Source organism: Pseudonocardia aurantiaca (assembly GCF_039526725.1).
GTDB lineage: Bacteria > Actinomycetota > Actinomycetes > Mycobacteriales > Pseudonocardiaceae > Pseudonocardia > Pseudonocardia aurantiaca.
The window spans coordinates 203,608-224,789 of the sequence record NZ_BAAAJG010000002.1 but is presented as its reverse complement, the minus strand read 5'-3'; the positions used below and the strand labels follow the sequence as shown (position 1 = coordinate 224,789).

23 protein-coding genes, 3 tRNA genes and 1 pseudogene are annotated in these 21,182 nt (G+C 72.5%); 8 read left to right on the top strand and 19 right to left on the bottom strand.

The features are described from left to right. Positions 1-18: 18 nt before the first annotated feature. The gene (locus tag ABD143_RS03010; protein WP_343970814.1) at positions 19-1,641 is read right to left on the bottom strand and encodes an FAD-dependent monooxygenase; all 1,623 of its coding nucleotides are present in this window, start codon (positions 1,639-1,641) and stop codon (positions 19-21) included. Here ABD143_RS03010 and ABD143_RS03005 point away from each other — a divergent pair. After that, positions 1,640-2,281, top strand: coding sequence for a TetR/AcrR family transcriptional regulator (locus ABD143_RS03005; RefSeq protein WP_343970811.1), 642 nt, complete (start codon positions 1,640-1,642; stop codon positions 2,279-2,281). The two genes, ABD143_RS03010 and ABD143_RS03005, sit on opposite strands and share 2 nt — an antisense overlap. A gap of 13 nt (positions 2,282-2,294) precedes the next feature. Here the strand turns inward: ABD143_RS03005 and ABD143_RS03000 are convergent, their stop codons facing one another. The 5 genes from ABD143_RS03000 to ABD143_RS02980 all read right to left on the bottom strand — a co-directional run bounded on the left by ABD143_RS03000 (position 2,295) and on the right by ABD143_RS02980 (position 4,705). Next, positions 2,295-2,453 carry a hypothetical protein gene (locus ABD143_RS03000; RefSeq protein WP_343970808.1) on the bottom strand — a complete coding sequence of 53 codons (159 nt, stop codon included), beginning with the start codon at positions 2,451-2,453 and terminating at the stop codon, positions 2,295-2,297. Positions 2,454-2,497: 44 nt separating this feature from the next. Then, a complete protein-coding gene (locus tag ABD143_RS02995) occupies positions 2,498-3,049 on the bottom strand; it encodes a YbaK/EbsC family protein (RefSeq protein ID WP_343970805.1) in 552 nt (183 codons plus the stop codon). Then, the gene (locus ABD143_RS02990) at positions 3,046-3,354 is read right to left on the bottom strand and encodes a DUF2516 family protein (RefSeq protein ID WP_343970802.1); all 309 of its coding nucleotides are present in this window, start codon (positions 3,352-3,354) and stop codon (positions 3,046-3,048) included. The genes ABD143_RS02995 and ABD143_RS02990 overlap by 4 nt, the downstream gene beginning before the upstream one ends. A gap of 171 nt (positions 3,355-3,525) precedes the next feature. Then, positions 3,526-4,293, bottom strand: coding sequence for a hypothetical protein (locus ABD143_RS02985; RefSeq protein WP_343970799.1), 768 nt, complete (start codon positions 4,291-4,293; stop codon positions 3,526-3,528). Beyond that, entirely contained in the window at positions 4,283-4,705 is a 423-nt protein-coding gene (locus ABD143_RS02980; RefSeq protein ID WP_343971625.1) for a helix-turn-helix domain-containing protein, read from the bottom strand. The genes ABD143_RS02985 and ABD143_RS02980 overlap by 11 nt, the downstream gene beginning before the upstream one ends. 209 nt (positions 4,706-4,914) lie before the next feature. On the opposite strand from ABD143_RS02980, the gene crcB reads away from it, so the two are divergent. Further along, entirely contained in the window at positions 4,915-5,382 is a 468-nt protein-coding gene (crcB, locus tag ABD143_RS02975; RefSeq protein ID WP_343970796.1) for a fluoride efflux transporter CrcB, read from the top strand. Continuing rightward, a complete protein-coding gene (locus ABD143_RS02970) occupies positions 5,379-5,756 on the top strand; it encodes a fluoride efflux transporter FluC (protein WP_343970793.1) in 378 nt (125 codons plus the stop codon). Before crcB ends, ABD143_RS02970 begins: the two co-directional genes overlap by 4 nt. Positions 5,757-5,832: 76 nt before the next feature. Here the strand turns inward: ABD143_RS02970 and ABD143_RS02965 are convergent, their stop codons facing one another. The 5 genes from ABD143_RS02965 to ABD143_RS02945 all read right to left on the bottom strand — a co-directional run bounded on the left by ABD143_RS02965 (position 5,833) and on the right by ABD143_RS02945 (position 11,496). Then, on the bottom strand, positions 5,833-7,170 hold the full coding sequence (locus tag ABD143_RS02965) for a DUF445 domain-containing protein (protein WP_379659791.1): 1,338 nt from the start codon (positions 7,168-7,170) through the stop codon (positions 5,833-5,835). A 343-nt stretch (positions 7,171-7,513) separates the two neighbouring features. Beyond that, a complete protein-coding gene (locus tag ABD143_RS02960; RefSeq protein WP_343970791.1) occupies positions 7,514-8,026 on the bottom strand; it encodes a hypothetical protein in 513 nt (170 codons plus the stop codon). A 371-nt stretch (positions 8,027-8,397) separates the two neighbouring features. Then, the gene (locus ABD143_RS02955; protein ID WP_142059975.1) at positions 8,398-8,601 is read right to left on the bottom strand and encodes a cold-shock protein; all 204 of its coding nucleotides are present in this window, start codon (positions 8,599-8,601) and stop codon (positions 8,398-8,400) included. 732 nt (positions 8,602-9,333) lie between these two features. After that, positions 9,334-9,972, bottom strand: a complete 639-nt coding sequence (gene mftR, locus ABD143_RS02950) for a mycofactocin system transcriptional regulator (protein WP_343970789.1) — start codon at positions 9,970-9,972, stop codon at positions 9,334-9,336. 249 nt (positions 9,973-10,221) lie between these two features. After that, complete coding sequence (locus ABD143_RS02945) at positions 10,222-11,496, bottom strand: GGDEF domain-containing protein (RefSeq protein ID WP_343970787.1); 1,275 nt, start codon at positions 11,494-11,496, stop codon at positions 10,222-10,224. Between the two features lie 463 nt (positions 11,497-11,959). Here ABD143_RS02945 and ABD143_RS02940 point away from each other — a divergent pair, with 463 nt between their 5' ends. Both ABD143_RS02940 and ABD143_RS02935 read left to right on the top strand, forming a co-directional pair. Then, positions 11,960-12,676 carry a dienelactone hydrolase family protein gene (locus tag ABD143_RS02940; RefSeq protein ID WP_343970785.1) on the top strand — a complete coding sequence of 239 codons (717 nt, stop codon included), beginning with the start codon at positions 11,960-11,962 and terminating at the stop codon, positions 12,674-12,676. 45 nt (positions 12,677-12,721) lie between these two features. Beyond that, positions 12,722-12,850 (top strand): annotated as a pseudogene (locus ABD143_RS02935) (tyrosine-type recombinase/integrase); the annotation flags it as partial. Positions 12,851-12,889: 39 nt separating this feature from the next. On the opposite strand, the gene ABD143_RS02930 reads toward ABD143_RS02935, so the two are convergent. The 4 genes from ABD143_RS02930 to ABD143_RS02915 form a co-directional block, all read right to left on the bottom strand. Continuing rightward, positions 12,890-12,966 (bottom strand) — tRNA-Phe (locus ABD143_RS02930). A 29-nt stretch (positions 12,967-12,995) separates the two neighbouring features. Continuing rightward, positions 12,996-13,069: transfer RNA gene (locus ABD143_RS02925), tRNA-Asp, on the bottom strand. Between the two features lie 37 nt (positions 13,070-13,106). Beyond that, a tRNA-Glu gene (locus ABD143_RS02920) sits at positions 13,107-13,179 on the bottom strand. A 144-nt stretch (positions 13,180-13,323) separates the two neighbouring features. Then, positions 13,324-13,560, bottom strand: a complete 237-nt coding sequence (locus tag ABD143_RS02915) for a hypothetical protein (RefSeq protein WP_343970783.1) — start codon at positions 13,558-13,560, stop codon at positions 13,324-13,326. 364 nt (positions 13,561-13,924) lie between these two features. Between ABD143_RS02915 and ABD143_RS02910 the strand changes: the two genes are divergently transcribed. Further along, positions 13,925-14,146, top strand: a complete 222-nt coding sequence (locus ABD143_RS02910; RefSeq protein WP_343970781.1) for a heavy-metal-associated domain-containing protein — start codon at positions 13,925-13,927, stop codon at positions 14,144-14,146. A 45-nt stretch (positions 14,147-14,191) separates the two neighbouring features. Then, a complete protein-coding gene (locus ABD143_RS02905; RefSeq protein WP_343970779.1) occupies positions 14,192-14,575 on the top strand; it encodes a hypothetical protein in 384 nt (127 codons plus the stop codon). 27 nt (positions 14,576-14,602) lie between these two features. On the opposite strand, the gene ABD143_RS02900 is transcribed toward ABD143_RS02905, so the two are convergent. The 4 genes from ABD143_RS02900 to ABD143_RS02885 all read right to left on the bottom strand — a co-directional run bounded on the left by ABD143_RS02900 (position 14,603) and on the right by ABD143_RS02885 (position 19,088). Continuing rightward, on the bottom strand, positions 14,603-16,207 hold the full coding sequence (locus ABD143_RS02900; RefSeq protein WP_343970777.1) for an ABC transporter permease: 1,605 nt from the start codon (positions 16,205-16,207) through the stop codon (positions 14,603-14,605). Next, entirely contained in the window at positions 16,204-17,121 is a 918-nt protein-coding gene (locus tag ABD143_RS02895; RefSeq protein ID WP_343970775.1) for an ABC transporter ATP-binding protein, read from the bottom strand. Before ABD143_RS02895 ends, ABD143_RS02900 begins: the two co-directional genes overlap by 4 nt. Continuing rightward, on the bottom strand, positions 17,118-17,756 hold the full coding sequence (locus ABD143_RS02890) for a TetR/AcrR family transcriptional regulator (RefSeq protein WP_343970773.1): 639 nt from the start codon (positions 17,754-17,756) through the stop codon (positions 17,118-17,120). The genes ABD143_RS02895 and ABD143_RS02890 overlap by 4 nt, the downstream gene beginning before the upstream one ends. 72 nt (positions 17,757-17,828) lie before the next feature. Then, positions 17,829-19,088: a GDSL-type esterase/lipase family protein gene (locus ABD143_RS02885; protein ID WP_343970771.1), complete on the bottom strand. Its 1,260-nt coding sequence runs from the start codon at positions 19,086-19,088 to the stop codon at positions 17,829-17,831. Positions 19,089-19,307: 219 nt separating this feature from the next. Here ABD143_RS02885 and ABD143_RS02880 point away from each other — a divergent pair, with 219 nt between their 5' ends. Next, entirely contained in the window at positions 19,308-21,182 is a 1,875-nt protein-coding gene (locus ABD143_RS02880) for a propionyl-CoA synthetase (RefSeq protein ID WP_343971619.1), read from the top strand.

The following is a 21,182-nucleotide window of genomic DNA, read 5'->3' as shown; positions in this document are numbered from 1 at the left end:
TTGAACACATTCCAGCGCTCAAGTAAGTCCGCTGTCAGCGAACGCAGGAACCCTGCGCCCCCTGGGCTCAAGGTCACCGAACCAGCGACGGAGCGCTTCGGCGGGCGACGAGTCCGGCCCGGACCCGGCCCAACACACGTACCCGTCGGGACGGACGAGCACCCGGTCCGCGCCGATGTCCGTGCCGACCGGCGAGTCCACGACCCGAGCGGCCACCCGATCCACCCGATCCCCTGCCGTGCCGGGCGCCGGAGCACCGACGTCCAGGAGCAGCCCTTTTCCCGTCTGCATCAACGCGCTGACGGTGGTGAGACCTTCCGGCGTCTCCAGGGACAGGTCGACCATCCGGGAGCCGACGAGCGGGTGGGCGTCGCCGAGGTCGTAGCGGATCGCGAGGCCGGACATCAGCCCGGCCAGGTAGCGGTTCGCGTCGGGCAGTGCAGCCACCTCCGCGAGGATCTCCCGCAGCGCGGCCGCGTCGGAGTCCGGCGCGGGATTCATGATCGCGCCCTGCGCCCTGGTCGTCGCGAGGACGCGGGCGGCCACCGGGTGCCGCTCGGCGTGGTAGCTGTCCAGCAGGCCGGCGGGCGCGTCACCCCGCACCTCCGCGGCAAGCTTCCAACCCAGGTTCACCGCGTCCTGGACACCCAGGTTGAGCCCCTGCCCGCCGATCGGCAGATGAATGTGCGCCGCGTCCCCGGCGAAGAGGACGCGGCCGTGCCGGTACTGCGCGAGCTGCCGGCTAGCGTCGCTGAAGCGCGTGCCCCACCGCAGCCGCCCGAGCACCGTCCCCGGACCATGGACGGCGGCCAGCGCCGCGGCGACTTCTTCCGCCGTAACCGGCGACTCACGCGGGACCGCAGCCTGCTCCGGCCCGCCGAACACGACCCGGAAGCCGGAGACGCGACCCCCGTCCCCGTCCATCGGGTGCAGCATCATCCAGTACCCGCCACCGGACCGCACGAGGGAGCTGACGTGCCCGACGGCGCGCGGCACCGTCTCCGACACCACATCGAGTTCGATGTCGGCGCTCACCGCGGCCATCGTTCCGGCCCGACCGGGGAACTCCGCGCCCGTGATCTTCCGGACGGTGCTGTGCGCGCCGTCGCAGGCGACTAGGTAGCGCCCGCGCAGCCGCAACTCCCCGTCCGGACCGGCGACGACCACCTCGACGCCGTCGGCGTCCTGGCTGAGGCCGACCAACTCGGTGCTCCGCCGCACGCCCGCGCCGAGGGTGTGCAACCGCGCTTCGAGGATCTCCTCGAGGCGATCCTGCGGAGTGAGGATCCCATCGGGGTAGCGGGTGCGCCACGGGCGCGTGTCGAGCGGGACGGGCAGGTGGGCGAAGTGCCCGCCGACGGACTCCCGCGGGATGGCGTGATCGGCGACCGCGTCGAGCAGCCCCCGCATGGCGAGCACCTCCGCGGTGCGCTGGTTGATCCCGCCCCCGCGGGACTGCCCGCTCGGCACAGCCTGGCGTTCGACGACCTCGACGGCCACCCCGGCCAGCGCGAGCTCAGCCGCCAGCATGAGGCCGGTGGGCCCGGCGCCGACCACCACAACGTCAGTCTCGAAGATTTCCACACCGAGAGCATAAGTAGACCTAGTGCAGTTTTTAACCGGGTTTAGGATCGCGCTCATGGACGTGGAGCCCGGTCTGCGGGAGCGGAAGAAGGCGCGGACGCGCCAGGCGATCTCCGAGTCGGCGATCGCCCTGTTCCTCGAACGCGGCTACGACGCCGTGTCGGTGGCCCAGATCGCGGCCGCTGCCGAGGTCTCCAAGCGCACGCTGTTCGCGTACTTTCCCTCGAAAGACGACCTGGTCCTGCACCGCTTCGCCGACCACGAGGACGAACCGGCCCGGGTGGTCCGCGAGCGCGGTGCGGGCGAGGCGCCGCTCGACGCGCTCCACCGACATCTGCGGTCACGCCTCGACGAGCGCGACCCCATCACCGGGCTCTGCGACATCCCGCAGGTCGTCGCGTTCTACCGCCTCGTCATCGACACACCCGCCCTGGCCGGGGCCCGGGTGCGCTACCAGTCGCGCGGGGAGGACGCGCTCACCTCGGCGTTGCTGGAGACCACCGCGCCGGCGCCAGACGCCGAGCTGACGTCCCGCCTGACCGCGGTCCAGGTGCTCGCAGTCCTGCGGACGCTCGCGGACCGCAACCAGCGCCGGATCAGCGCAGGGAGCAGCGCCGACGACCTGGCCCCGGAGGCGATCACGGCGGCCGACCACGCATTCGACCTGCTGCGCGGGGGCCTGCCGCACCACACCTGAGCCCGGCGGTTCGTCACGACCGCGGGCCCGCCAGCAGGCCGGTTGTCATCGCCTCCAGCACCGCGATCAACCGGCCGCCCTCATCCCGCGCGAGCATCTCCAGAACTGGACCGCTCTGGAGGGAACCGAGCAGCACGTCGGCAGCGGTCTCGGCATCGAGGTCCGGCCGCACTGCCGAGATGAGCGTTCGGATGTGGCCGTGCCAGGCCCGCTGGTCTAGCGGCCCAGGCCCTCGATCACTTCGGCGCCGGGCAGGCGCGCGACCAGCTCACCCGGGAGGGCAAGCTTCGAGTGCCGCACCCCGCTGCCGATCACGACAGCCGCCGCGGCGGCGACCGCGGTGTCGACGAGCACGGGCCAGCCTTCGGGCAGCCCGACGGGCGTGATGCCGCCGTACTCCATGCCCGTGAGCGCCACCGCGTCGTCCATCGGCGCGAACGAGGCCTTCCGCGCGTTCAAGCGCTTGCGGACCAGGCCGTTGACGTCGGCGCGAGTGGTGGCGAGGACGAGGCAGGCCGCGTAGCGGGTCTCCTCTCCGCGGCGGCCCGCGACGACGACGCAGTTGGCCGAACCGTCGAGCGGGGAGCCGTAGGCCTCGCAGAACGCGGCAGTGTCGGCGAGCGTCGGGTCGATCTCAGCCACGCCGACGAGGTTGGCGTCGGCGGGGTCGAGGGACTTGAGGGCGTGCGCGACCGCATCGCCGAGCAGATCGGGCCGGTCGAGCGCGGGGACGGCCTCCAGAGTGCCGAGGACAGACCAGGCGGTCACCAGCGCTGACCGCCTCCCTGCACGCCGACCACGGCGGGCTTCACGTCGACGATGTAGACGAGGACGGCGACCAACCCGGCGATCCAGAAGAGAGCACCGCTGCTCATGGGGCCCTGGAAGACGACGAGCACCAGCAGGCTGGCACCGGTGATGCCGAGCCAGGCGGGCTTGGTGAGCTTGTCGGCGGCTGTGAAGGCGTCGGCACGCTGCCGCACGGCGTGGATGAACGCGTAGGCGCCCACCGGGATGGCGAGCACCCAGATGACCCACAGCACCCAGGTATCGAGGTTGTACAGCAGGCTCACACGCCCAGACTACGTGTGATCACCCATTGCGCACATCCCCGGGGCGGTTTACAGCGCTCGGACCAACACGACGCGAACGTTGGTTGACCACCGGCATCGTTGCCGACGCAGCACAGCGCCCCCGGAGCGCGGGAGGCTCCGGGGGCGCTGCCGATCGCAGCGGCTGGTGGGTCAGCTGGACTGCGAGCCGTTCGTCGTGCGGCGGGTGGCCGGCTTGCGGGCGGCAGGCTTGGTCTCGGCCTTGGGCTCGGCCTCCGGCTCGGACTTCGTCTCGGCCGTGGGCTCCGGCTTGGGCGCGGTGCGGTTGGCCATCTTGCGGGTGGTGCTGCGAGTCTCGTGCGCCACCTCGTCCCCGGCCTCGGTGATGGCCTCGGCGGCCTCGCTCCCGGCCTCGGAAACGGCCGTCGCGGCCTGACCGGAGAAGCGTTGGGTGACGCGCGCCACCCGCTCGCCCGTCGACCGGGTCTGGGTGGTGACGGCCCCAAGCGCCTTCTCGGCCGCGTCGCGAGCGTCGTCGACGAGCTCGTCGACGCGGGCGTCGAGCTTCTCGGTGTAGGTCTCGATGCGCGCGAGCGCCTCCTTGACCTGCGGCTGCTTACGGATACGGCCCCAGGTGTCGGCGCCGCGCTCGGCGAAGCCCGTGTAGGCGTGCTCGGCCTGCACACGCAGGTCGGCGACGGTCTTGCGCAGCTCGTCGGAGTTCAGCTTCTGCGGCAGCTCGACGACGCGGTGCTGCACGTCCTCGGCCTGCTCGGTGGCCTTCGCGCGGGCGGCGGTGGCGCGGGCACGCGCCTCGGCAACGGCCTTCGAGAGGGCGGTGACGGCGACGTCGCCGGCACCCAGCACGGCGAGCAGCGGGGTACGGGCGGCCTCGGCGCGCTCCGCCACGTTCTGGCGGGCCTTGCGGACGTCGGCGCTGGTGGGCAGTTCAACGGCCATGGTGATGCTCCTCTGATGATGACGACGACACGTCGGACGCGGGGACGACGTCGTAGTCGTTCTCCCGTCGGAAGGACTGGTAGATGTCCAGGAGCACCTGCTTCTGGCGCTCCGTCAGGCCGGGGTCGGCGCGCACGGCATCGGTGACGGCGCTCGCCGGCTTCTCGTCGAGGATCCCGGCCTTCACGTACAGGGCCTCGGCAGAGATCCGCAGCCCCTTGGCGATCTGCTGCAGGATCTCGGCGGACGGCTTGCGCAGCCCCCGCTCGATCTGGCTGAGGTAGGGGTTGCTGACGCCGGCGATGCGCGCCAGCTGACGCACCGACACCTGCGCGCTCTCCCGCTGGCTGCGGATGTAGCCACCGATGTCGTCCACCGCCTGGCCGACGGCCTGGCCGGCCTGCTCGACCACCTGGCCGACCTGTTCGACGGCGTGGCCGACGCGCTCCCCGGGCCCTTCGGCCTTCGAGTTCGCGTTGTCCGGTCGGGTCACCGGCGCTCACCTCCGTCCGTCACAACCGAACGTACGCCGCCCTGCTAGCTCTTGCAAGCACAATGCTTGCGCAGGTGGATCCCCTCGACCACAGAGGCCAAACGGGTGGACGGTGTAGATTCGCCCCGATGAGTGGCGCGTTGCCCCCCACCGGTGAGGACGACGTCGGTGTCCCGCCCACCCCGCCGATGCGGCCACTCGCCGGGCAGGGGCCCGCGTTCGCCGCCGTGGCGGTTGGCGGAGTTCTCGGCGCACTCGCCCGGTGGGGCGCCGAGGTAGCAGTGCCGCACGCGCCTGGCACGTTCCCGCTCGCCACGTTCCTCGTGAACGTCCTCGGCTGCCTGCTGATCGGCGCGCTGCTGGTGACCATCACCGAGGTGCGGCAGGCGCACCCGCTCGTCCGGCCGTTCCTCATCACGGGTGTGCTGGGCGGGTTCACGACCTTCTCGACCTACGCCGTGGACGCGCAGGAACTGCTGCAGGGCGGCCACCTGGCCACTGCCGGGGTCTATCTCGTCGGGACGCTGGTGGCTGCGCTCGCCGCCACCTGGCTCGGCATCCGCCTCACCCGCGCCGCAACCGGAGTGGGCCGATGACCACCTTGCTGGTGGCGCTCGGCGCGGCCGTCGGCGCCCCGCTGCGCTACCTCACCGACCGGCTGGTGCAGGCGCGCCACGGCACGGGTTTCCCGTGGGGGACGTACGTCGTGAACGTCACCGGCTCGTTCGTGCTGGGCCTCGTGACAGGCGCGGCCGCGTCGCCCGACGTGGTCGCGCTGGTGGGCACCGGCTTCTGCGGCGCGCTGACGACCTACTCGACGTTCAGCTACGAGACGGTGCAGCTGGGGAGCGGGCAGCCCGGCGCGCGGGCCAGCAGGCTCCTGGCCACGCTGAACGCAGTCGGCTCGGTACTGGCAGGCCTGGGCGCGGCCGGGTTGGGTCTGACGGTCGGCTCGGCGGTCGCGAGCTGACGGCCCCACCACCGCTGACGACACGCATGTCCCTACGGTCGCCCACCGACAGTCGTCGACGCGATCGGCCGTAGCCTCACGAGCCGAACGCCAGCTGGCCCACCGTGTAGATGACGAGACCGGCCAGCGAGCCGACCACCGTGCCGTTGATGCGGATGAACTGCAGGTCACGGCCGACCTGGAGCTCGATCTTGCGCGAGGTCTCCTCGGCATCCCAGCGTGCCACCGTGTCGGTGATCAGCGTGGTGATCTCGCCGCGGTAGTGGCGCACAACGTAGCCGGCGGCGTCCCCGAGCCAGCCGTCGATCTTCGCCCGCAGCTCGGCGTCGACGGACAGCCGCGTGCCGAATGCCACCAGCCCGTCACGCACTCGGGTGCGCAGCGCGCTCGAGGGGTCGGCGGCGGCATCGAGGATCAGCCCCTTGACGGTGCCCCAGGCCTGCCCGATGAACTTCTGGACGTCCGGGTGCCCGACGATCTGGTGCTTGATTCGCTCGGCCCGCTCGATCGTCTCCGGGTCGTTCTGCAGGTCGGCGGCGAACTCGACGAGGAACGTGTCGATGGCCTTGCGGAGCGGGTGCTCGGGGTCGGTCTTCACCCCCCAGGCGAAGTTCTGCACCTCGAGGAAGACGCGGTCGGCGATCAGGTCGTCGACGAACCGGGGCGACCACGTGGGCGCCCGGTCGTGCACGATGCGGAGCACGGTGTCGTGGTTGGCGGTGACCCAGTCGTAGGCGCGGTCGCAGACCAGGTCGACCAGCCGGTGGTGAGCGCCGTCGGCCAGGATGCCCTCCAGCACCGTGCCCAGCGGCGGACCGACCGGCCGCTCCATGAGCTTGCGCACGAGCACCTGCTCGATGACCTCCTGCACGGCGTCGTCACGCAGCACGGTGACGACCCCACGGGCCGCGGTGGCCAGCTCGGCGGTGATGCGGTCGGCGTTGGCTTCCTGGCCGATCCACGCGCCCACCCGGGACGAGACCTCGACGCGGGAGAGCTTGTCGCGCACGACGTCCTCGGCGAGGAAGTTCTCGCCCACGAAGTCGCCGAGGCTGTCGCCGAACACGTCCTTCTTCGTGGGGATGATCGCCGTGTGCGGGATCGGCAACCCGAGTGGCCGCCGGAAGAGCGCGGTGACGGCGAACCAGTCGGCGAGCGCGCCGACCATGCCGGCCTCGGCCATCGCCCTGATGTAGCCGATCCACACCGGCCCGTCGTTGACCTCCCACCACCGCGACAGCAGGAAGACGACCGTGGCGGCGAGCAGCAGCCCGGTGGCGAGTGCCTTCATCCGGCGCAGGTCGCGCAGCCGGACGGCATCCATGCGGCCGAGACCGAGGCCGACCTCGACCACCGGCCGCCGCCGGGGCGCGGCGGGCGACTCCGGCACGTCCGTGCGGGGGGACTGCGACATCTGCACGCACCTATAGTGCCTGCCCGCTCGTAGGACTGGTGTCCGGATCGAACGGGCAGGGCCGGCACAGCTCCCCGAAGGACCCCTTCGCGCCGGAAGCGTGCGTCTCCTAGGTGGTGCTGCCCCACGACGTGGGGCGTGCGCGGTGGCGCCGTGCCGGGGTGGGACTGGCCGGGGTCGGTGGTGCTCCGCCGACCCCGGCCACGTTCGTGGTGCGGCTGCGCGTCTCGGGGAGGAGTGCTCCCCGGGGCGCCGCACCACCGGCGTCCCCGGCCCCTCCGGCGCGGCGGCGACGTGCCGCGTCAGCGGAAGGGAAACCGGAGATGCCGGTCGCGCGGTCCGGTTAGAACCGCGTTCCGATCACCAGCGCACCGGCGGGCCGCTGGGTGCCCGGGTGTCGGCCGGCCCGCCACCGCACGATGGCGGCGGCGGCGGGGAGGATCAGGTCTGCTGCGGGCACCTGGTAGCCGGTGAGCGAGGGCGCGACGCGCCAGTGCACCCAGCCATCGGGCACCTCGGAAGGCGGGGCCAGCACCGCGGCGCCCGCGGTGTGCAGGACGACGCCGTCGACCCCGCCGAGCTCGGCTGGCAGGACCGCGCCGGACTCGACCGGGAACCACCATGAACCCGTCGGTGTGGCGGCGACCGGCACCACCGCGCCCGCGTCGCGCAGCTGCGCGCACACCAGGCGGCCGATTGCGGCCGGCACCTCGAACACGTCGAAGGCGGTACCGGTGACCAGCAGGAGCGACGTGGGCGTCGACTCCACAACCGGCCATCCGTGGTCGGCGAACTCCCGCGCCGCCGCGCGCAGCTCCGCGCCGTACACCACGCGGTAGCTGTCCCAGCCCGGCATCTCCGACCTCCGTCGCATCGCCCGGATGCGCCGTACGTGACGCATCTCTGTGAGGCTCAACACTGAGCATGACGGGTCGGATTCGGGGAGTGGAGCCCATAGCGGCGACCGCGCCGGGCCCCGAGACGAGTGGGCGACACCCTCGGGCACCGAGCACTCACTAGCGGTGAACGGTGGTTGACCGGTTCCCGTCCGTGGACCGGCGGCCCGCGCCCCGCTGGTCATGACGTGCCGTTGCCGGTCGTCGTCGACCAGCGGCTGCCACACGGGCCGAGCCCGCAGGGCCCCCGGTCCTACAACGCCCGGAAACGAGCAGTGCCGGCGACCCCGTCGGGTCGCCGGCACCGGGCCGTTTCAGCTCGCAGGGAGCCTCAGATGGGGCGGACCGTGTCGGCCTGCGGACCCTTCGCGCCCTGGCTCGCCTCGAAGGAGACGCGCTGGTTCTCCTCGAGCGTGCGGAACCCATCGGACTGGATGGCCGAGTAGTGGACGAAGACATCCGGACCGTTGTCATCGGTCGCGATGAAGCCGAAGCCCTTTTCGGCGTTGAACCACTTGACGGTGCCCTGCGGCATACCTGTTCTCCATACGTGAAGCGGACCCTGCCGACTGGGCGTCGACGGGGGGCTGCACGGGGCTACCGGCGAACGCAGAGGATGTCCTCGTACGCCTGTGAAGCCCACCGTCACTCTCCACGGACGCTTCACAACGATCGAGGAAGACACGACTGCAACCGCGGGAGAACCTATCACGGAGATCTCCCCGCGCAAGGGCCGTTGACGGTGGTTTCGCTGCTCACCGGGCGTGCGGGCGGGCCGGTCCGCCGGGGCCGCGGGGGGCCGCCGGCCGCCCGCTGCCCGGGGACCCGCCTGATCATCACCGCACGTAGCGGTGCATGGCGTCCAGCTCCACGATGGGTGACGCCGACGCCCGGGGTACGGGTCCGCGGCAAGTCCCACTCGGTCGGGTGATCATTGCGCCCTGTCGTGCCGCACCCCTCGGTCCGGCTCCCCTGGGTGCGACGAGATCGCCACCGGCCGACCCGACCGGTCCCACTCGAACAGGTGATCAGCGCGCTGTCGACCACGGACCGTCGTCCGTGAATGCATCACCGACTATTCACGGAAGTGGCAATTCCTAGGAGCTCACAAATGCGGGACGTGGTCCGAGTGGGGAGGCTCCGATGCGGTTCCGGCCGAGCTGCCCCCTCCTGCGGGGGCGCCCGCTGCGGCTGCGTCCCCGGACCCGACGGCCTCGGCGGCCGGCGCCGAACCCGCGCCGGTCGCCGACCGACCCCGGGACGGGTGCTACCGCACCGGTTCCGGGGTCAGTCCGTGTTCGAGGGCCCGGAACGCGGCGTCGAGGAGGTCCCGCAGCTCGGCGCCGGCACCCGCGGACGCGTCCTCGGCGAGCCAGCGCTCGTACGCCGCCAATGCGACCCCGAGGCTCGCGTGCCCGATCGTCTGGGGCAGCAGATCGTCGGACGGGAGGCCGAGACGCCTTCCAGCGTAGTCGGCCACCACCTGCCGCCACGCGGCGTACCGGAGCGTCGAGTGCGCTTGCAGCGCCGGTGTGCCCAGGATGAGCCGCAGGCGCCTGCGGTGCCACGGCTGCTCATCGGGGTGCACCTCGTTGAAGTCCAGCACGGCCTCCCGCACCCCGGCCATCACCGGAATGCCGTCCGGCAGGGCCGCGAACGTCTCCCGCATCCGGTCGAGCTCCTCGTCGAACGCGCCCCACGGGATGTCGTTCTTCGACGCGTAGTAGCGGAAGACCGTGCGGCGCCCGATCCCGGCTGCCGCCGCGATGTCGTCGACGGTGGTGGTGTCGAAGCCGCGCTCGCTGAACAGATCGAGTGCGATGTGCTCGATCTCCGAGCGGGACGTCACGGGGCGGCGACCGGATCGGCGCCGTGCGGCGGGGCCGCGGTGCGGAGCTACGGGCATCGGGGCTCCTCGACGGGCGCGGTGGCCCAGCTCGGCCTGGGCCCACCCCCGATCGTCCCACGGCCGGGCGCTGGACGACGGGACGGCTAGTGTCCCGCGCCGGAAGTCCGGTGCGTATATCGGCGGATCCAGGTTTCCGCTGGGTGTGCCGGGGCGCGGTCCTCGTACCGGGCGTACTCGGGCGTGCGCCGGTGCGCCCAGCGGGGAGCTGGGCCGTCGAGATATGTGGTGGACTTGCGGCGCGGGACACTAGGTTCGGCGGTAGGGCGTGGGCCGCGGCACCATCGGGCCGTTCGGCACGGCGTGCATACCCATGCGCACCGTGTTGCGGCCCGCGCGCTTCGCGGCGTACATCGCTGTGTCGGCCACCTCGAGCAGCCGGCCGAGGTCCGCGCCGTCACGGGGAAACGTGGCGCCGCCGATCGACACCGTGAGGTGGTTGATCATCAGCGGCACCGGCCCGTCGAGCACGTCGACGCACATCGAGTCGATCCGTTTGCGAATCCGCTCGGCCACGGCGGCCGCGACCGCTCGCCCGTCCTCGCCGACGACGCCGGGGAGCAGCACCACGAACTCCTCGCCGCCGAAGCGGCCGACCACGTCGCCCTCACGGACCTCGGCGCGCACGGCGTCGGCGACGGCGGCCAGCACCTGGTCGCCCACGAGGTGCCCGTACCGGTCGTTGACGAGCTTGAAGTGGTCGAGGTCCAGCACGAGCGCCGTCGCGTGGCCGCCCTCGCGCTCGGCGCGGCGCAGCGCACGACCCGCTCTGGCGTGCCAGGCGGCCGCGTTGAGGAGGCCGGTCTTGCCGTCGACGCTGGCCTCCTCCTCCAACTGGCGCACGAGCACCGTGCGGTGCAGCACGATCAACGGCGGGAGCACCAGCACGGCGTAGGCGGGGCCGAGCGCCGCCATCGCGCCCGCCGCGAGCGCGCCCATCGAGAGGGTGGCGAACTCCAGCACGGCCTCGTCGCCGCAGAAGAGCATCTGCCGGAACGTCGCGAGGTCGCGGTTGGGCCCGCTCAGCACGATCACGCCGACGACCAGGACCATGTTGACCGCGGCGTAGGCGAGCAGAGCGAGCACCACGGCGCCGAGCCCGGCGATGCTGTGGAACAGCGCCTCGGGGGCCACCAGTTCGGTGACCCCGGCGGCCGCCTCCACCGCGAGCACGACCGTGGCGGTGGAGAAGAAGGCTCGGTAGGGCGGGACGCCGGAGTGCCGCCACACCCGCGCGTAGAGGTGCCCGTAGATGGCGAGCGCCACGGCGCTGGCCAGCGCGCCTGGCAGCAGCACAGCCGCCGCGAACGCCCACACGCTGCTGAGGTCGATGTGCGGGCTCTCGTCGCTCGACTTCTGGCGGACGCGTTCGACGCCGAGGGACGCCTCCGTGCTGATGATCCCGGCCGCGACGAGCACGCCGAGCGTGAGCACCCACGACTCGGGAAGCGGGCCGATGCCGTCACGGAGCGGAGCGACCAATATGCCGACGGCGAGCACTTCGACGAGGAGGACGATGGCCAACACCGGGTACGGCAGTGACCAGACGGCCCAACGCTTCGGCCCGTTCGGGCTACGCGGTGGCTCTCGCATCCCCCGAAACCCTTTCACCCAGGCCGTCGGCTCGATCGGCGGTCCCTCATATCGGGCGGATGGTAGCCGGATGACGACCCTACGTCATCATGGCGGCGGCCCATCGGAAGGCGTCGAGCGGCGAACGGCTCACCGTGCCCGGGCGCGGAGGAGAGACCGCAATGGGCGGGACCAACTAGCCATCGCCCCCGCGCACGGAAGAGCCTAACCGAGCAGGTGTGAGGCGGTAGGCCCCCGACCGCGGGTCGCAGGCGCGCTCCCTTGAAGTCAGGTGGGGGGAAGCAAGAGGCTCTGCCCCGCCGCTTCCGGTCCTCGGCCCTGGCCGGCCCCCGGTCCGGGTCGACTGCCCTCGTTGCCGCACCCGGCGATCTCCTTGTCTAACTAGGCTGCCCTCATGGTCCACACCCGCTACGAGTCGATCACGACACCGGACGGCGCGTTCGACGCGTTCTGTGCCGTGCCCGAAGCCCCGAACGCCCCGGCCGTTCTGGTCTTCCAGGAGGTCTTCGGGATCAACGACAACATTCGCGGGCTGGCCGGCCGGCTTGCCGAGGCCGGCTTCCTGGCGCTCGCGCCGGATGTGTTCTGGCGCATCGAGCCGCGCTTCGAGCGCAAGGACGAGTCGGGGCTGGCCGACGGCTTCGCGATGGTCCAGCAGCTGGACTTCGACCTCGCCGCGGCCGACATCACCGCCACCATGGCGCACGCACTGGCGATGCCGGGCTGCAACGGGCGGGTCGGCGGGGTCGGCTTCTGCCTCGGCGGCACACTCGCCTACCTGTTCGCCACCACCGCACGGGTGGACGGGCGCGGCCCGGACGCCGTCGTCTCCTACTACGGCTCAGGCGTGCACGGTCTGCTCGACTCGGCGGACCGAGTCGAGTGCCCGGTTCTGTTCCACTACGGCGCCAACGACCCATACATCCCTGCGGAGCAGATCGACGAGGTCGAGCGGGCGCTGGCCGATCGCCCCGACGTCACCCTGCACCGCTACGACGCCGGGCACGCGTTCTCCAACTGGGACGCCCCGTCGCTCTACGACGAGACCGCCGCCCGCACGGCTTGGGACCGGACGGTGCGCTTCCTCGACGAGCGATTGCGGCCGGTCTGATCGCGACGAGCAGGACGCCATCTTCCCGCAGCGCTGACATGCGATCAGGAGAACGGGCGTCCGATCGACCCGCGACGGGATCTCACCGAGGGAAAGCAGCTCCTCCAGGAAGCTGGCGTCCGCGAGGCCCGGCTACATGACGCACAACACACCGCAGCGGGGGAGCTCCTGCTGAGACGAGCCCACCGTCGCCCGGGCCCCTTGAGGAAGACGTGGTGGCCAGGGGCGGGGTCGAACCGCCGACCTACCGCTTTTCAGGCGGTCGCTCGTACCAACTGAGCTACCTGGCCGGGCACCCGGTACACACCGGGCGGTGAAGCGACCCAGACGGGACTCGAACCCGCGACCTTCGCCGTGACAGGGCGACGCGCTAACCAACTGCGCCACTGGGCCTTGCTGTACATCATGAACTTGTCGTGCTGGTGGAACGTACCCCCAACGGGATTCGAACCCGCGCTGCCGCCTTGAAAGGGCGGAGTCCTAGGCCGCTAGACGATGGGGGCTTGGACTCGGAAGTCCCCGCCTCGCAACGGCTGTCCGTTGGGAGCACGACAAGCATAGGACAGTCCGGTGGCGCCCCCCGACCCGGGGTGCCGTTTCGGGTCTGCCCGGCTCGGCCGCAGGTCACGGCCGAGCCGGCCGGCTCGTCAGCGCGTGACGGGTGGAGGCAGATCCGGGTTCCCGGAGATCAGGCCGAGCATGTCGAGTAGCTGGCGGAGATCCTCCGAATCGTCCGAGTTCCGCGCGACGACGAGACGCGCCGCGCGCAGTTGTTGGTCCGAGACGCGGTAGGCGTCCGCCGCATTGCGCTGGCTGGGGATCGACCCGCTCGACGCGAGCCGTTCCTCACTGATCCCCTGCCGCGTACTCCCGATACTGCTCATCGACGCCCTCCCCGAGCGGTCGTCACCAGGACACGGCCATGAGGGGCGCACATCCCCGCGGACTGCGACGTCCACCGGAAATCGGTTGCCTTGCGCGTCCCGGGATCCCCACCCCGAGTCGGAACGCCCCGTAGCCACCCCCGTGGCCGTGACCGGCACGTTACCTTTTCGGGGCATCGCACCGCACCCCTCTTCGCGAGTGAGGGTCGACGCATATGGTGAAGCGGACAACACACCGGGACCGCCGCCCGCACCGGCGTGTCGCGTACCCCGCGCGGGTATTGTCGCGCCCGGTCGTCCGGCCGGCTCCCGGCTCTGCGACGATCCCGGCCACCACCCGCGCTGCGTCCGAGGAGACACCCGCATGTCCGTCGAGGCACCGTTCCGCACCCGAGTCACCGTCGCGGGGATGACCTGCCAGCACTGCGTGATGTCCGTGACTGAGGAGGTCGGCGAGATCGACGGCGTCAGCGCGGTGGACGTCTCGCTGGACTCCGGCGCCGTCACGGTGCTCGCGGACCGGGAGATCGGGCGCGCCGAGATCGCCGCAGCGGTCACCGAGGCCGGGTACGACCTGACGGACTGAACCGGCGCCGGGCCCGCATGACCCGGCCGGTCGTACGCTGCTGGCATGCCTCCGCCCGCCCCGCGGCCCCGCCCTCGTCACCGCGCCCCCGAGTCCGAACGCCGTGGGCCGGCCGAGGAGGCGGTGGCGGACCCAGAGCTCGACTCCTACCTCGCGGCGTTGTCCGGGTCCGGTGACGAACACCCGACGGAGCTCACCGGCCGCTTCGGGCACGCCCAGGTCTTCCAGCTCCGGCTGCCTGCGCTGCGGATCGAGCAGCTGCGCCGGATCGCGGAGGAGCGAGGGGTCTCCCCCGGTGCGCTCGCCGTGGACTGGGTGATCGACCGGCTCGACCGCGAGGACACCCCCACCGGCCCGCTGCCCGTCGTCGACGGCGGCGGCGACCAGCCCAAACGCCGGGGCCTGCGCAGCAGGCTGGGCCGCCGCTGACCTCGCTCCTCACTACGCTGCTCGGTCTCAGTCGAGGTCGCGCCGGGCCAGGCCGGCCAGCCCGACGGCGACGAGCGCCACGGCGATCAGCGACATCACCAGCAGCGCTCCGGCCAGCCCACTGCCGACGGTGAGCGGCCCGAGCGTACGGACGAAGGGCGAGAGCCCCAGCACCGACGCGTCGGCCAGGCCGAACTCCCCGACCAGGTCGAGGAGCAGTACCAGGCCGAACACCGTCCATGTGAGCGGGGCGGCGAGCCGAGGAGCCCACCCGTACAGCGCCACGGCGAGGCCGGCGAACAGTAGGCAGGCCGGCGCGTACGCCAGCGTCGTCCCCATCACGGCGAGCGGGGTGCCGTAGCCGACACCGGCGCCGAGTCCCAGCCCGGCAAGCCCGACGACCACGCCGGTCGCCGCGACGGCGACTTGTCCGATCGCCCACCGCGCGCGGCGAACCGGTGTGGCGAGCACCGCGTCGGCCAGACCCCCGGTCTCCTGGCCCCGCATCTCCAGCACGGTCGCCAGCCCGAACGCCGTCACGACCTGCGCGAGCACGTAGAGGATGAACCGGAAGAAGACCTCGGCCGGGTCGCCGCCGCCGAGCGTGCCGGTCAGGTCACGGAACGCCGCAGTGTCGAGCTGGTCGCCGATCGAGGCCATCGCGGCCCCGAGCAGCAGGCCGAGCAGCGTGAGCCCGGCCGTCCAGGCGAGGATCCCGCCGCGGTCGAGCCGCCAGGTCAGCGCGATCGGGCTGCGCAGCCCGCGCGCGGCCGTCGCCGGCCCCGGCCGGGCCGCCAGCAGCCCGGCCCCGACGTCCCGGCGCGCGGACAGCACGAAGGCCGCAACGACGGGCACAGCCGTCGCCAGGGCGAACAGCCCGAACACGGCCCACTGCTCCCCCGCGAACGCCTGCACGCGCCGGGACCATCCGAAGGGTGAGAGCCACACGAGCCACGACCGGGAGACCTCGCCCGCCGCGGCCAGGGCGAACAGCACGCCCAGCACCGCGAACCCGATGCCGTTGGCCGCGCCCGTTCCCTCCGCGACCTGCGCTGCCACCGCCCCGACCGCGGCGAAGAGGAGCCCGCCCGCCGCGATCGCCAGGCCGAGCGCCACGCCCCCGGCCGCGGGCAGCCCGGCCGCCACCAGCCCCGCGGTGACCAGCGCCGCGATCGCGAGGTTCCCGACCGTCACGACGACCAGGGCAGCCGCGAGCGGGGCGTACCGGCCGAGGACGCCGGCGCCGACCAGCTCGCGCCGGCCCGCCTGCTCCTCCGCCCGGGTGTGCCGGACGACCAGCAGGATGTTCACGACTCCCCCGAGCAGCACCGCCGACGACGCGATCGTCCACGCGGTGAGCCCGCCGACGGTGGCCGCGAACACCGGGCCGCGGGTGGCCAGCTCGGCGGGGTTGACGGCCGCGCCCGCCGCGAAAGCGACGCGGTCGGCCTCGGTCGGATAACCCTGCTCCACGGCAGACACGAGCCCCGTGGGCAGGGCGGCCATGAGGATCACCCAGAGTCCGAGCGCGACCCGGTCGCGCCGCACGATCAGCCGGACCAGTTCCCGCGTGCCGGCGAACGCAGCTTCGCGCCTGGGGACGATGGCGTGCCGGGCGACCGCGGCGGTCATCTCGCCGCCCCGACCGGGACGTCCTGCCGGTAGTGGGCGAGGAACAGCTCCTCCAGCGACGGGGGTCGGCTGGCGAGGCTGCGCACCCCGGCCGCGGCGAACGCACGGAGCAGGTCGTCGAGGTGCTCGGCGTCGACGCGGCACGTGACCGCTGCGCCGTCGGCGGTGGTCGCGATCTCCAGGTCGTGCACGCCGGGCAGGCTGTCGAGTCCCGCAGGCGGCGTGGCCAGCTCGGCGCTGACGACCGTGCGGCGGGCCCGGCGGAGCTCGGGGAGCCTCGCGGACTCCACCGTGCGGCCGGCGCGGACGATGCTGACGCGGTCACACAGCGTCTCGACCTCGGACAGGATGTGGCTCGACAACAGCACCGTGCGGCCACGGGCGCGCTCCTCGCCGATCGCGGCGCCGAACTCCGCCTCCATCAGCGGGTCCAGCCCGGATGTCGGCTCGTCCAGCACCAGCAGCTCGGCGTCCGACGCGAGCGCCGCGACAAGCGCGACCTTCTGCCGGTTGCCCTTCGAGTAGGTCCGGCAGCGTTTGGTCGGGTCGAGCTCGAAGCGCGACAGCAGCTCGTCGCGGCGCCCGCGGTCGGCGCCGCCCCGGAGCCTGCCGAGGAGGTCGATCACCTCGCCGCCGGTCAGCGTCGGCCAGAGCGTGACGTCGCCCGGCACGTACGCGAGCCTGCGGTGGAGCGCGGTCGCGTCGGCCCACGGGTCGCGGCCGAGCAGCCGCACCTCGCCCGCGGTGGCCCGCAGCAGGCCGAGCAGGATGCGGATCGTCGTGGTCTTGCCTGCGCCGTTCGGCCCGAGGAACCCGTGCACCTCCCCCGCGTGCACCTCGAGGTCCAGCCCGTCCAGCGCCCTGGTGCTCCCGAAGGTCTTCACCAGTCCTCTGGCCACGATGGCAGTGCTCATCGCTCCTCTTCTCCTTGATGCTCCCGCGTGTACCGGGCGAGGCCGGTGCGGACCTGGTCGGCGGCGCCGTCCGGGATGATCTGCGGCGCGATGACGTCGAGCGTCGCGAGGCCGACGCGGGCACTGCCCTCCGGCGAGAGCATGTCGGTGCCGAGCCCGCGCGAGACGTGCTCCTGCAGCACGGTCAGGCCCAGCCGCATCGCCGTGAAGACGACCGCGCGGGTGTGCGCGTCCGACTGCGCCGGGACGCCCGCGAGGTACTGCTCGGTGAGCGCCACGATCTCGTCGAAGACGGCGGCTGCGGCCGCCGAGCCGTCGACGAGCGCCCGCGCCAGGTACCGCAGCACCGGCGGCGCCGATCGGTAGATGGCGGCGAGGAACTCCACCTCCCCGATCTGGCCGCCGTCGATGCCCTCTTTGACGCCGGCGCGGAGGTAGTCGAGGACGTACGCGTCACACGCCGCCCGCAGCCCTTCCTTCGTTCCGAAGTGGTGCTGCACCAGCGCGGGCGAGACCCCGGCCTGCTGGGCGATGCCGCGGATCGTGGCGCCGCTGACGCCACGGGCGGCGAACTCGGCCATGGCCGCGTCCCGGATCCGGGCGCGGGCGGTGAGGTCGTCGGTTCGGTCTGCCACAACGCCGACAATACGTCTGTACAGCCAGCTGTACAGACGTACAGCTGATTCTTTGCGAGATTTTTGCGGAGGTCAGCCGTTTGTGAGCCGGACCCGGACGGGTGCGGTGTCCGCGAGGCACGCACTGCCGCTCAGCCGCGCGGGCTCGACGGCCGCGGCGAGCGCCCGGTAGCCGGCGGGCGAGAGGTGCAGCCCGTCGCCGGAGTCGTACTCGGGGAGCAGGTGGGTGGGGCGCGCCGGGTCGGCGACGGCAGCGGCGAAGTCGAACACCCCGTCGGCGTGCTCGTTCCCGTGGCGGAGCACCCAGGCGTTGACCGCCTCGCGGACCGCGACCGCCGAGGGCGTCCCATGGAGCCCGGCGTCGGACGGGGTCACGGTCGTCAGGAACACGCGTTTGCCGGCCGCCCGCGCACGCTCGGCAAACCCCTGCATCCCGGCGACGATCTCCACGGCGCCCCGGCCGGTCGCGATGTCGTTCGTGCCGATGTGCAGCACGACGTCGGACACGCCCGCCGCGGCGGCGACGTCCCGGTCGAACCGGCGCAGCGGCGCCTCGTCGCCGAGCAGGCGATTGCCGGAGATCCCCGCGTTGAGCACGGCCATCGCGGCTGCCCCGCCCCGGCTCGCGAGCCGGGCCGAGAGGGCGTCGGTCCAGCGCTGGTCCGCGTCCGGGTCGCTGCCGACGCCGTCGGTGATCGAGTCGCCGACCGCCACCACGGCGTTGACCGGGCGTGCCGCGAGCACGTCGACGCCGGTGAGCACCAGCCACGAGTCCACCGGCGTGGTCCCGCCCGCCCGCGAGACGTACGAGGTCTGCAGGGCCACCGCATGCTGCGTGAGCACGTCCGGGACGACCGGCAGGTGCATCCCGACCACCAGCGGGTGCCCCGCCTCGACGGCGAGCGGAACCGGATCGCTCAGTACGTCGGAGCCCGGCGCGATCGTCACCTCGTCGCGGCCCGCGAACCGGACCGGCCGCGTGCGGTCGTCGGGCCCGGCGGCCGTGACCGCGGCGGCCTGCAGCGGCGTTTCCCCGAACGCGTTGGAGAGCCGGACGCGCACCTCGGACCCCCCGACCTGGGGACGCGCGACCATCCGGAGCGTCGCACCCTCGAGCGACGGGTCAGCGGGGGCGGGCAGCGTCGCGGCCTCCCACGCCGTCACCCATGCCGGTGAGCATGCCGGCGCCGCCGCCGGACCGGCCTGCGCCGCGGCGCCGCCCATCGCGACCGTGAGCCCAACGGTGCAGGCGAGCGCCACCGGTACCGCGAGGCCCGGTGGCAGCCAGTGCGCGGGCCGCGACCCCGTGAAGACGTTGAGTAGGCATCTCATTACGGAATGTGGAACGAGCGGCGTGCCACTTCCGGTAGTCGGCCGATCGGGTGGTGACGGCTACGTTCCGTCGAGCGTCGCCGGGCTGTGCGGTCATGGGGCCCGCCCTCGCCACCCGGGCAGGTGGAGATCGCCCACGCGGCGCACGATCCTGCGCCCGACTCCTACTCCGCCTACTGTCTCGACGAGGACAGGCAGCGGGGCGAGGAGGCCAAGCGCGTGGGCGAGTACGAGGACATCTTCCGCGCCAGCACGGACGACCCGGAGGGCTTCTGGCTCCGGGCGGCGGAGGCGATCGACTGGCACGTGCCGCCGACCCGCGCCCTCGACGGGTCGCGCCCACCGTTCTACCGCTGGTTCCCCGACGGGGAGCTCAACGTCTGCCACAACGCGCTCGACCGGCACGTCGAGGCCCGCGGCGACCAGCCCGCGCTCGTCTACGACTCCCCTGTCACCCGCACGCAGCGCACGTACACCTACCGGCAGCTGCGTGACGAGGTGGCGAGGTTCGCGGGTGTGCTGGCCGGCCTCGGCGTCGGCCGCGGGGACCGGGTGGTCATCTACATGCCGATGGTGCCGGAGGCGGCGATCGCGATGCTGGCCTGCGCCCGCATCGGCGCGATCCACTCCGTCGTCTTCGGCGGATTCGCGCCGAAGGAGCTCGCGGTACGGATCGACGACGCCGCGCCGAGCGTGATCGTCTCCGCGTCCTGCGGCATCGAGGGCAAGCGGGTGATCGAGTACAAGCCGCTGCTGGACAAGGCAGTCGAGCTGGCGGAGCACAAGCCGGGCAAGCGCGTGATCCTGCAGCGTCCGGAGGCCGAGGCGGCGATGGGCCCCGACGACGTGGACTGGGCGGACGCCGTCGCCGCCGCGGAGCCCGCCGACTGCGTGCCGATGCGCGCGACCGACCCGCTCTACATCCTCTACACGTCCGGCACGACCGGGAAACCGAAGGGCGTGGTGCGCGACGGCGGCGGCTACGCGGTGGCGCTGGCCTGGTCGATGCCCAACCTGTACGACGTCGGACCGGGCGAGACGATCTTCACCGGCTCCGACGTCGGGTGGGTCGTCGGGCACTCCTACATCGTCTACGCGCCCCTGCTCGCGGGCGCCACGACCGTGCTCTACGAGGGCAAACCAGTGGGCACACCGGACGCGGGGCAGTACTGGCGGGTGGTCGCCGAGCACGGCGTGAAGAGCGTCTTCACCGCACCGACCGCGTTCCGGGCGATCAAGAAGGAGGACCCGGACGGCGAGTTCGCGCGCCAGTACGACATCTCCGGACTGAAGTATCTGTTCCTCGCGGGCGAGCGACTGGACCCCGAGACCCACCGCTGGGCGTCCGAGCTGCTCGGCATCCCCGTGATCGACCACTGGTGGCAGACCGAGACCGGCTGGCCGATCGTCGCGAACCCGGCCGGGATCGAGCTGCTCCCGATCAAGCCGGGCTCCCCCACCCGCCCGCTGCCCGGCTGGGACGTGCAGGTTTTCGACACCTCCGGCAGGCCGGTCGAGCCGGGCACCGACGGCGCGATCGTCGTCAAGCTCCCGATGCCGCCGGGGTCGCTGCCCACGCTCTGGAACGACGACGAGCGCTTCGTCGCCTCCTACATGTCGGCGTTCGACGGCTACTACCTCACGGGCGACGGCGGCCACCTCGACGAGGACGGCTACGTCTACGTCATGGGCCGCACCGACGACGTGATCAACGTGGCCGGGCACCGCCTCTCCACGGGCGGGATGGAGGAGGTGCTCGCATCCCACCCGGCGGTCGCCGAGTGCGCGGTGATCGGGGTGGCCGACGCGATGAAGGGGCAGATCCCGCGCGGCTTCGTGGTGCTCAAGGCGGGCGTCGAGGTGGACGAGGAGCAGCTGCGCGCCGAGCTGGTGCAGCTCGTGCGCGACCAGGTGGGTGCGGTCGCCTCGCTGCGGGACGTGGCAGTCGTGCCCGCGCTGCCCAAGACACGCTCCGGGAAGATCCTCCGCAAGACCATGCGCGGCATCGCAGACGGCGCCGACGAACCGGTGCCGAGCACAATCGACGACCCGGCCGTGCTGGACGCGCTGCGTCCGGTGCTGCGCCGGGCGTAG

Bases quoted from the DNA above. Each gene is read 5' to 3' on its own strand.
- ABD143_RS02955 (WP_142059975.1), bottom strand. From the start codon at position 8,601: ATGCCGCAGGGCACCGTCAAGTGGTTCAACGCCGAAAAGGGCTTCGGC.
- ABD143_RS02985 (WP_343970799.1), bottom strand. From the start codon at position 4,293: ATGGCCGTTGAACTGCCCACCAGCGCCGACGTCCGCAAGGCCCGCCAG.
- crcB (WP_343970796.1), top strand. From the start codon at position 4,915: ATGAGTGGCGCGTTGCCCCCCACCGGTGAGGACGACGTCGGTGTCCCG.
- ABD143_RS02900 (WP_343970777.1), bottom strand. From the start codon at position 16,207: ATGACCGCCGCGGTCGCCCGGCACGCCATCGTCCCCAGGCGCGAAGCT.
- ABD143_RS02905 (WP_343970779.1), top strand. From the start codon at position 14,192: ATGCCTCCGCCCGCCCCGCGGCCCCGCCCTCGTCACCGCGCCCCCGAG.
- ABD143_RS03005 (WP_343970811.1), top strand. From the start codon at position 1,640: ATGGACGTGGAGCCCGGTCTGCGGGAGCGGAAGAAGGCGCGGACGCGC.
- mftR (WP_343970789.1), bottom strand. From the start codon at position 9,972: ATGCCCGTAGCTCCGCACCGCGGCCCCGCCGCACGGCGCCGATCCGGT.
- ABD143_RS02910 (WP_343970781.1), top strand. From the start codon at position 13,925: ATGTCCGTCGAGGCACCGTTCCGCACCCGAGTCACCGTCGCGGGGATG.
- ABD143_RS02915 (WP_343970783.1), bottom strand. From the start codon at position 13,560: ATGAGCAGTATCGGGAGTACGCGGCAGGGGATCAGTGAGGAACGGCTC.
- ABD143_RS02960 (WP_343970791.1), bottom strand. From the start codon at position 8,026: ATGCCGGGCTGGGACAGCTACCGCGTGGTGTACGGCGCGGAGCTGCGC.
- ABD143_RS02965 (WP_379659791.1), bottom strand. From the start codon at position 7,170: ATGTCGCAGTCCCCCCGCACGGACGTGCCGGAGTCGCCCGCCGCGCCC.
- ABD143_RS02885 (WP_343970771.1), bottom strand. From the start codon at position 19,088: ATGAGATGCCTACTCAACGTCTTCACGGGGTCGCGGCCCGCGCACTGG.
- ABD143_RS02940 (WP_343970785.1), top strand. From the start codon at position 11,960: ATGGTCCACACCCGCTACGAGTCGATCACGACACCGGACGGCGCGTTC.
- ABD143_RS02895 (WP_343970775.1), bottom strand. From the start codon at position 17,121: ATGAGCACTGCCATCGTGGCCAGAGGACTGGTGAAGACCTTCGGGAGC.
- ABD143_RS03010 (WP_343970814.1), bottom strand. From the start codon at position 1,641: ATGAGCGCGATCCTAAACCCGGTTAAAAACTGCACTAGGTCTACTTAT.
- ABD143_RS02970 (WP_343970793.1), top strand. From the start codon at position 5,379: ATGACCACCTTGCTGGTGGCGCTCGGCGCGGCCGTCGGCGCCCCGCTG.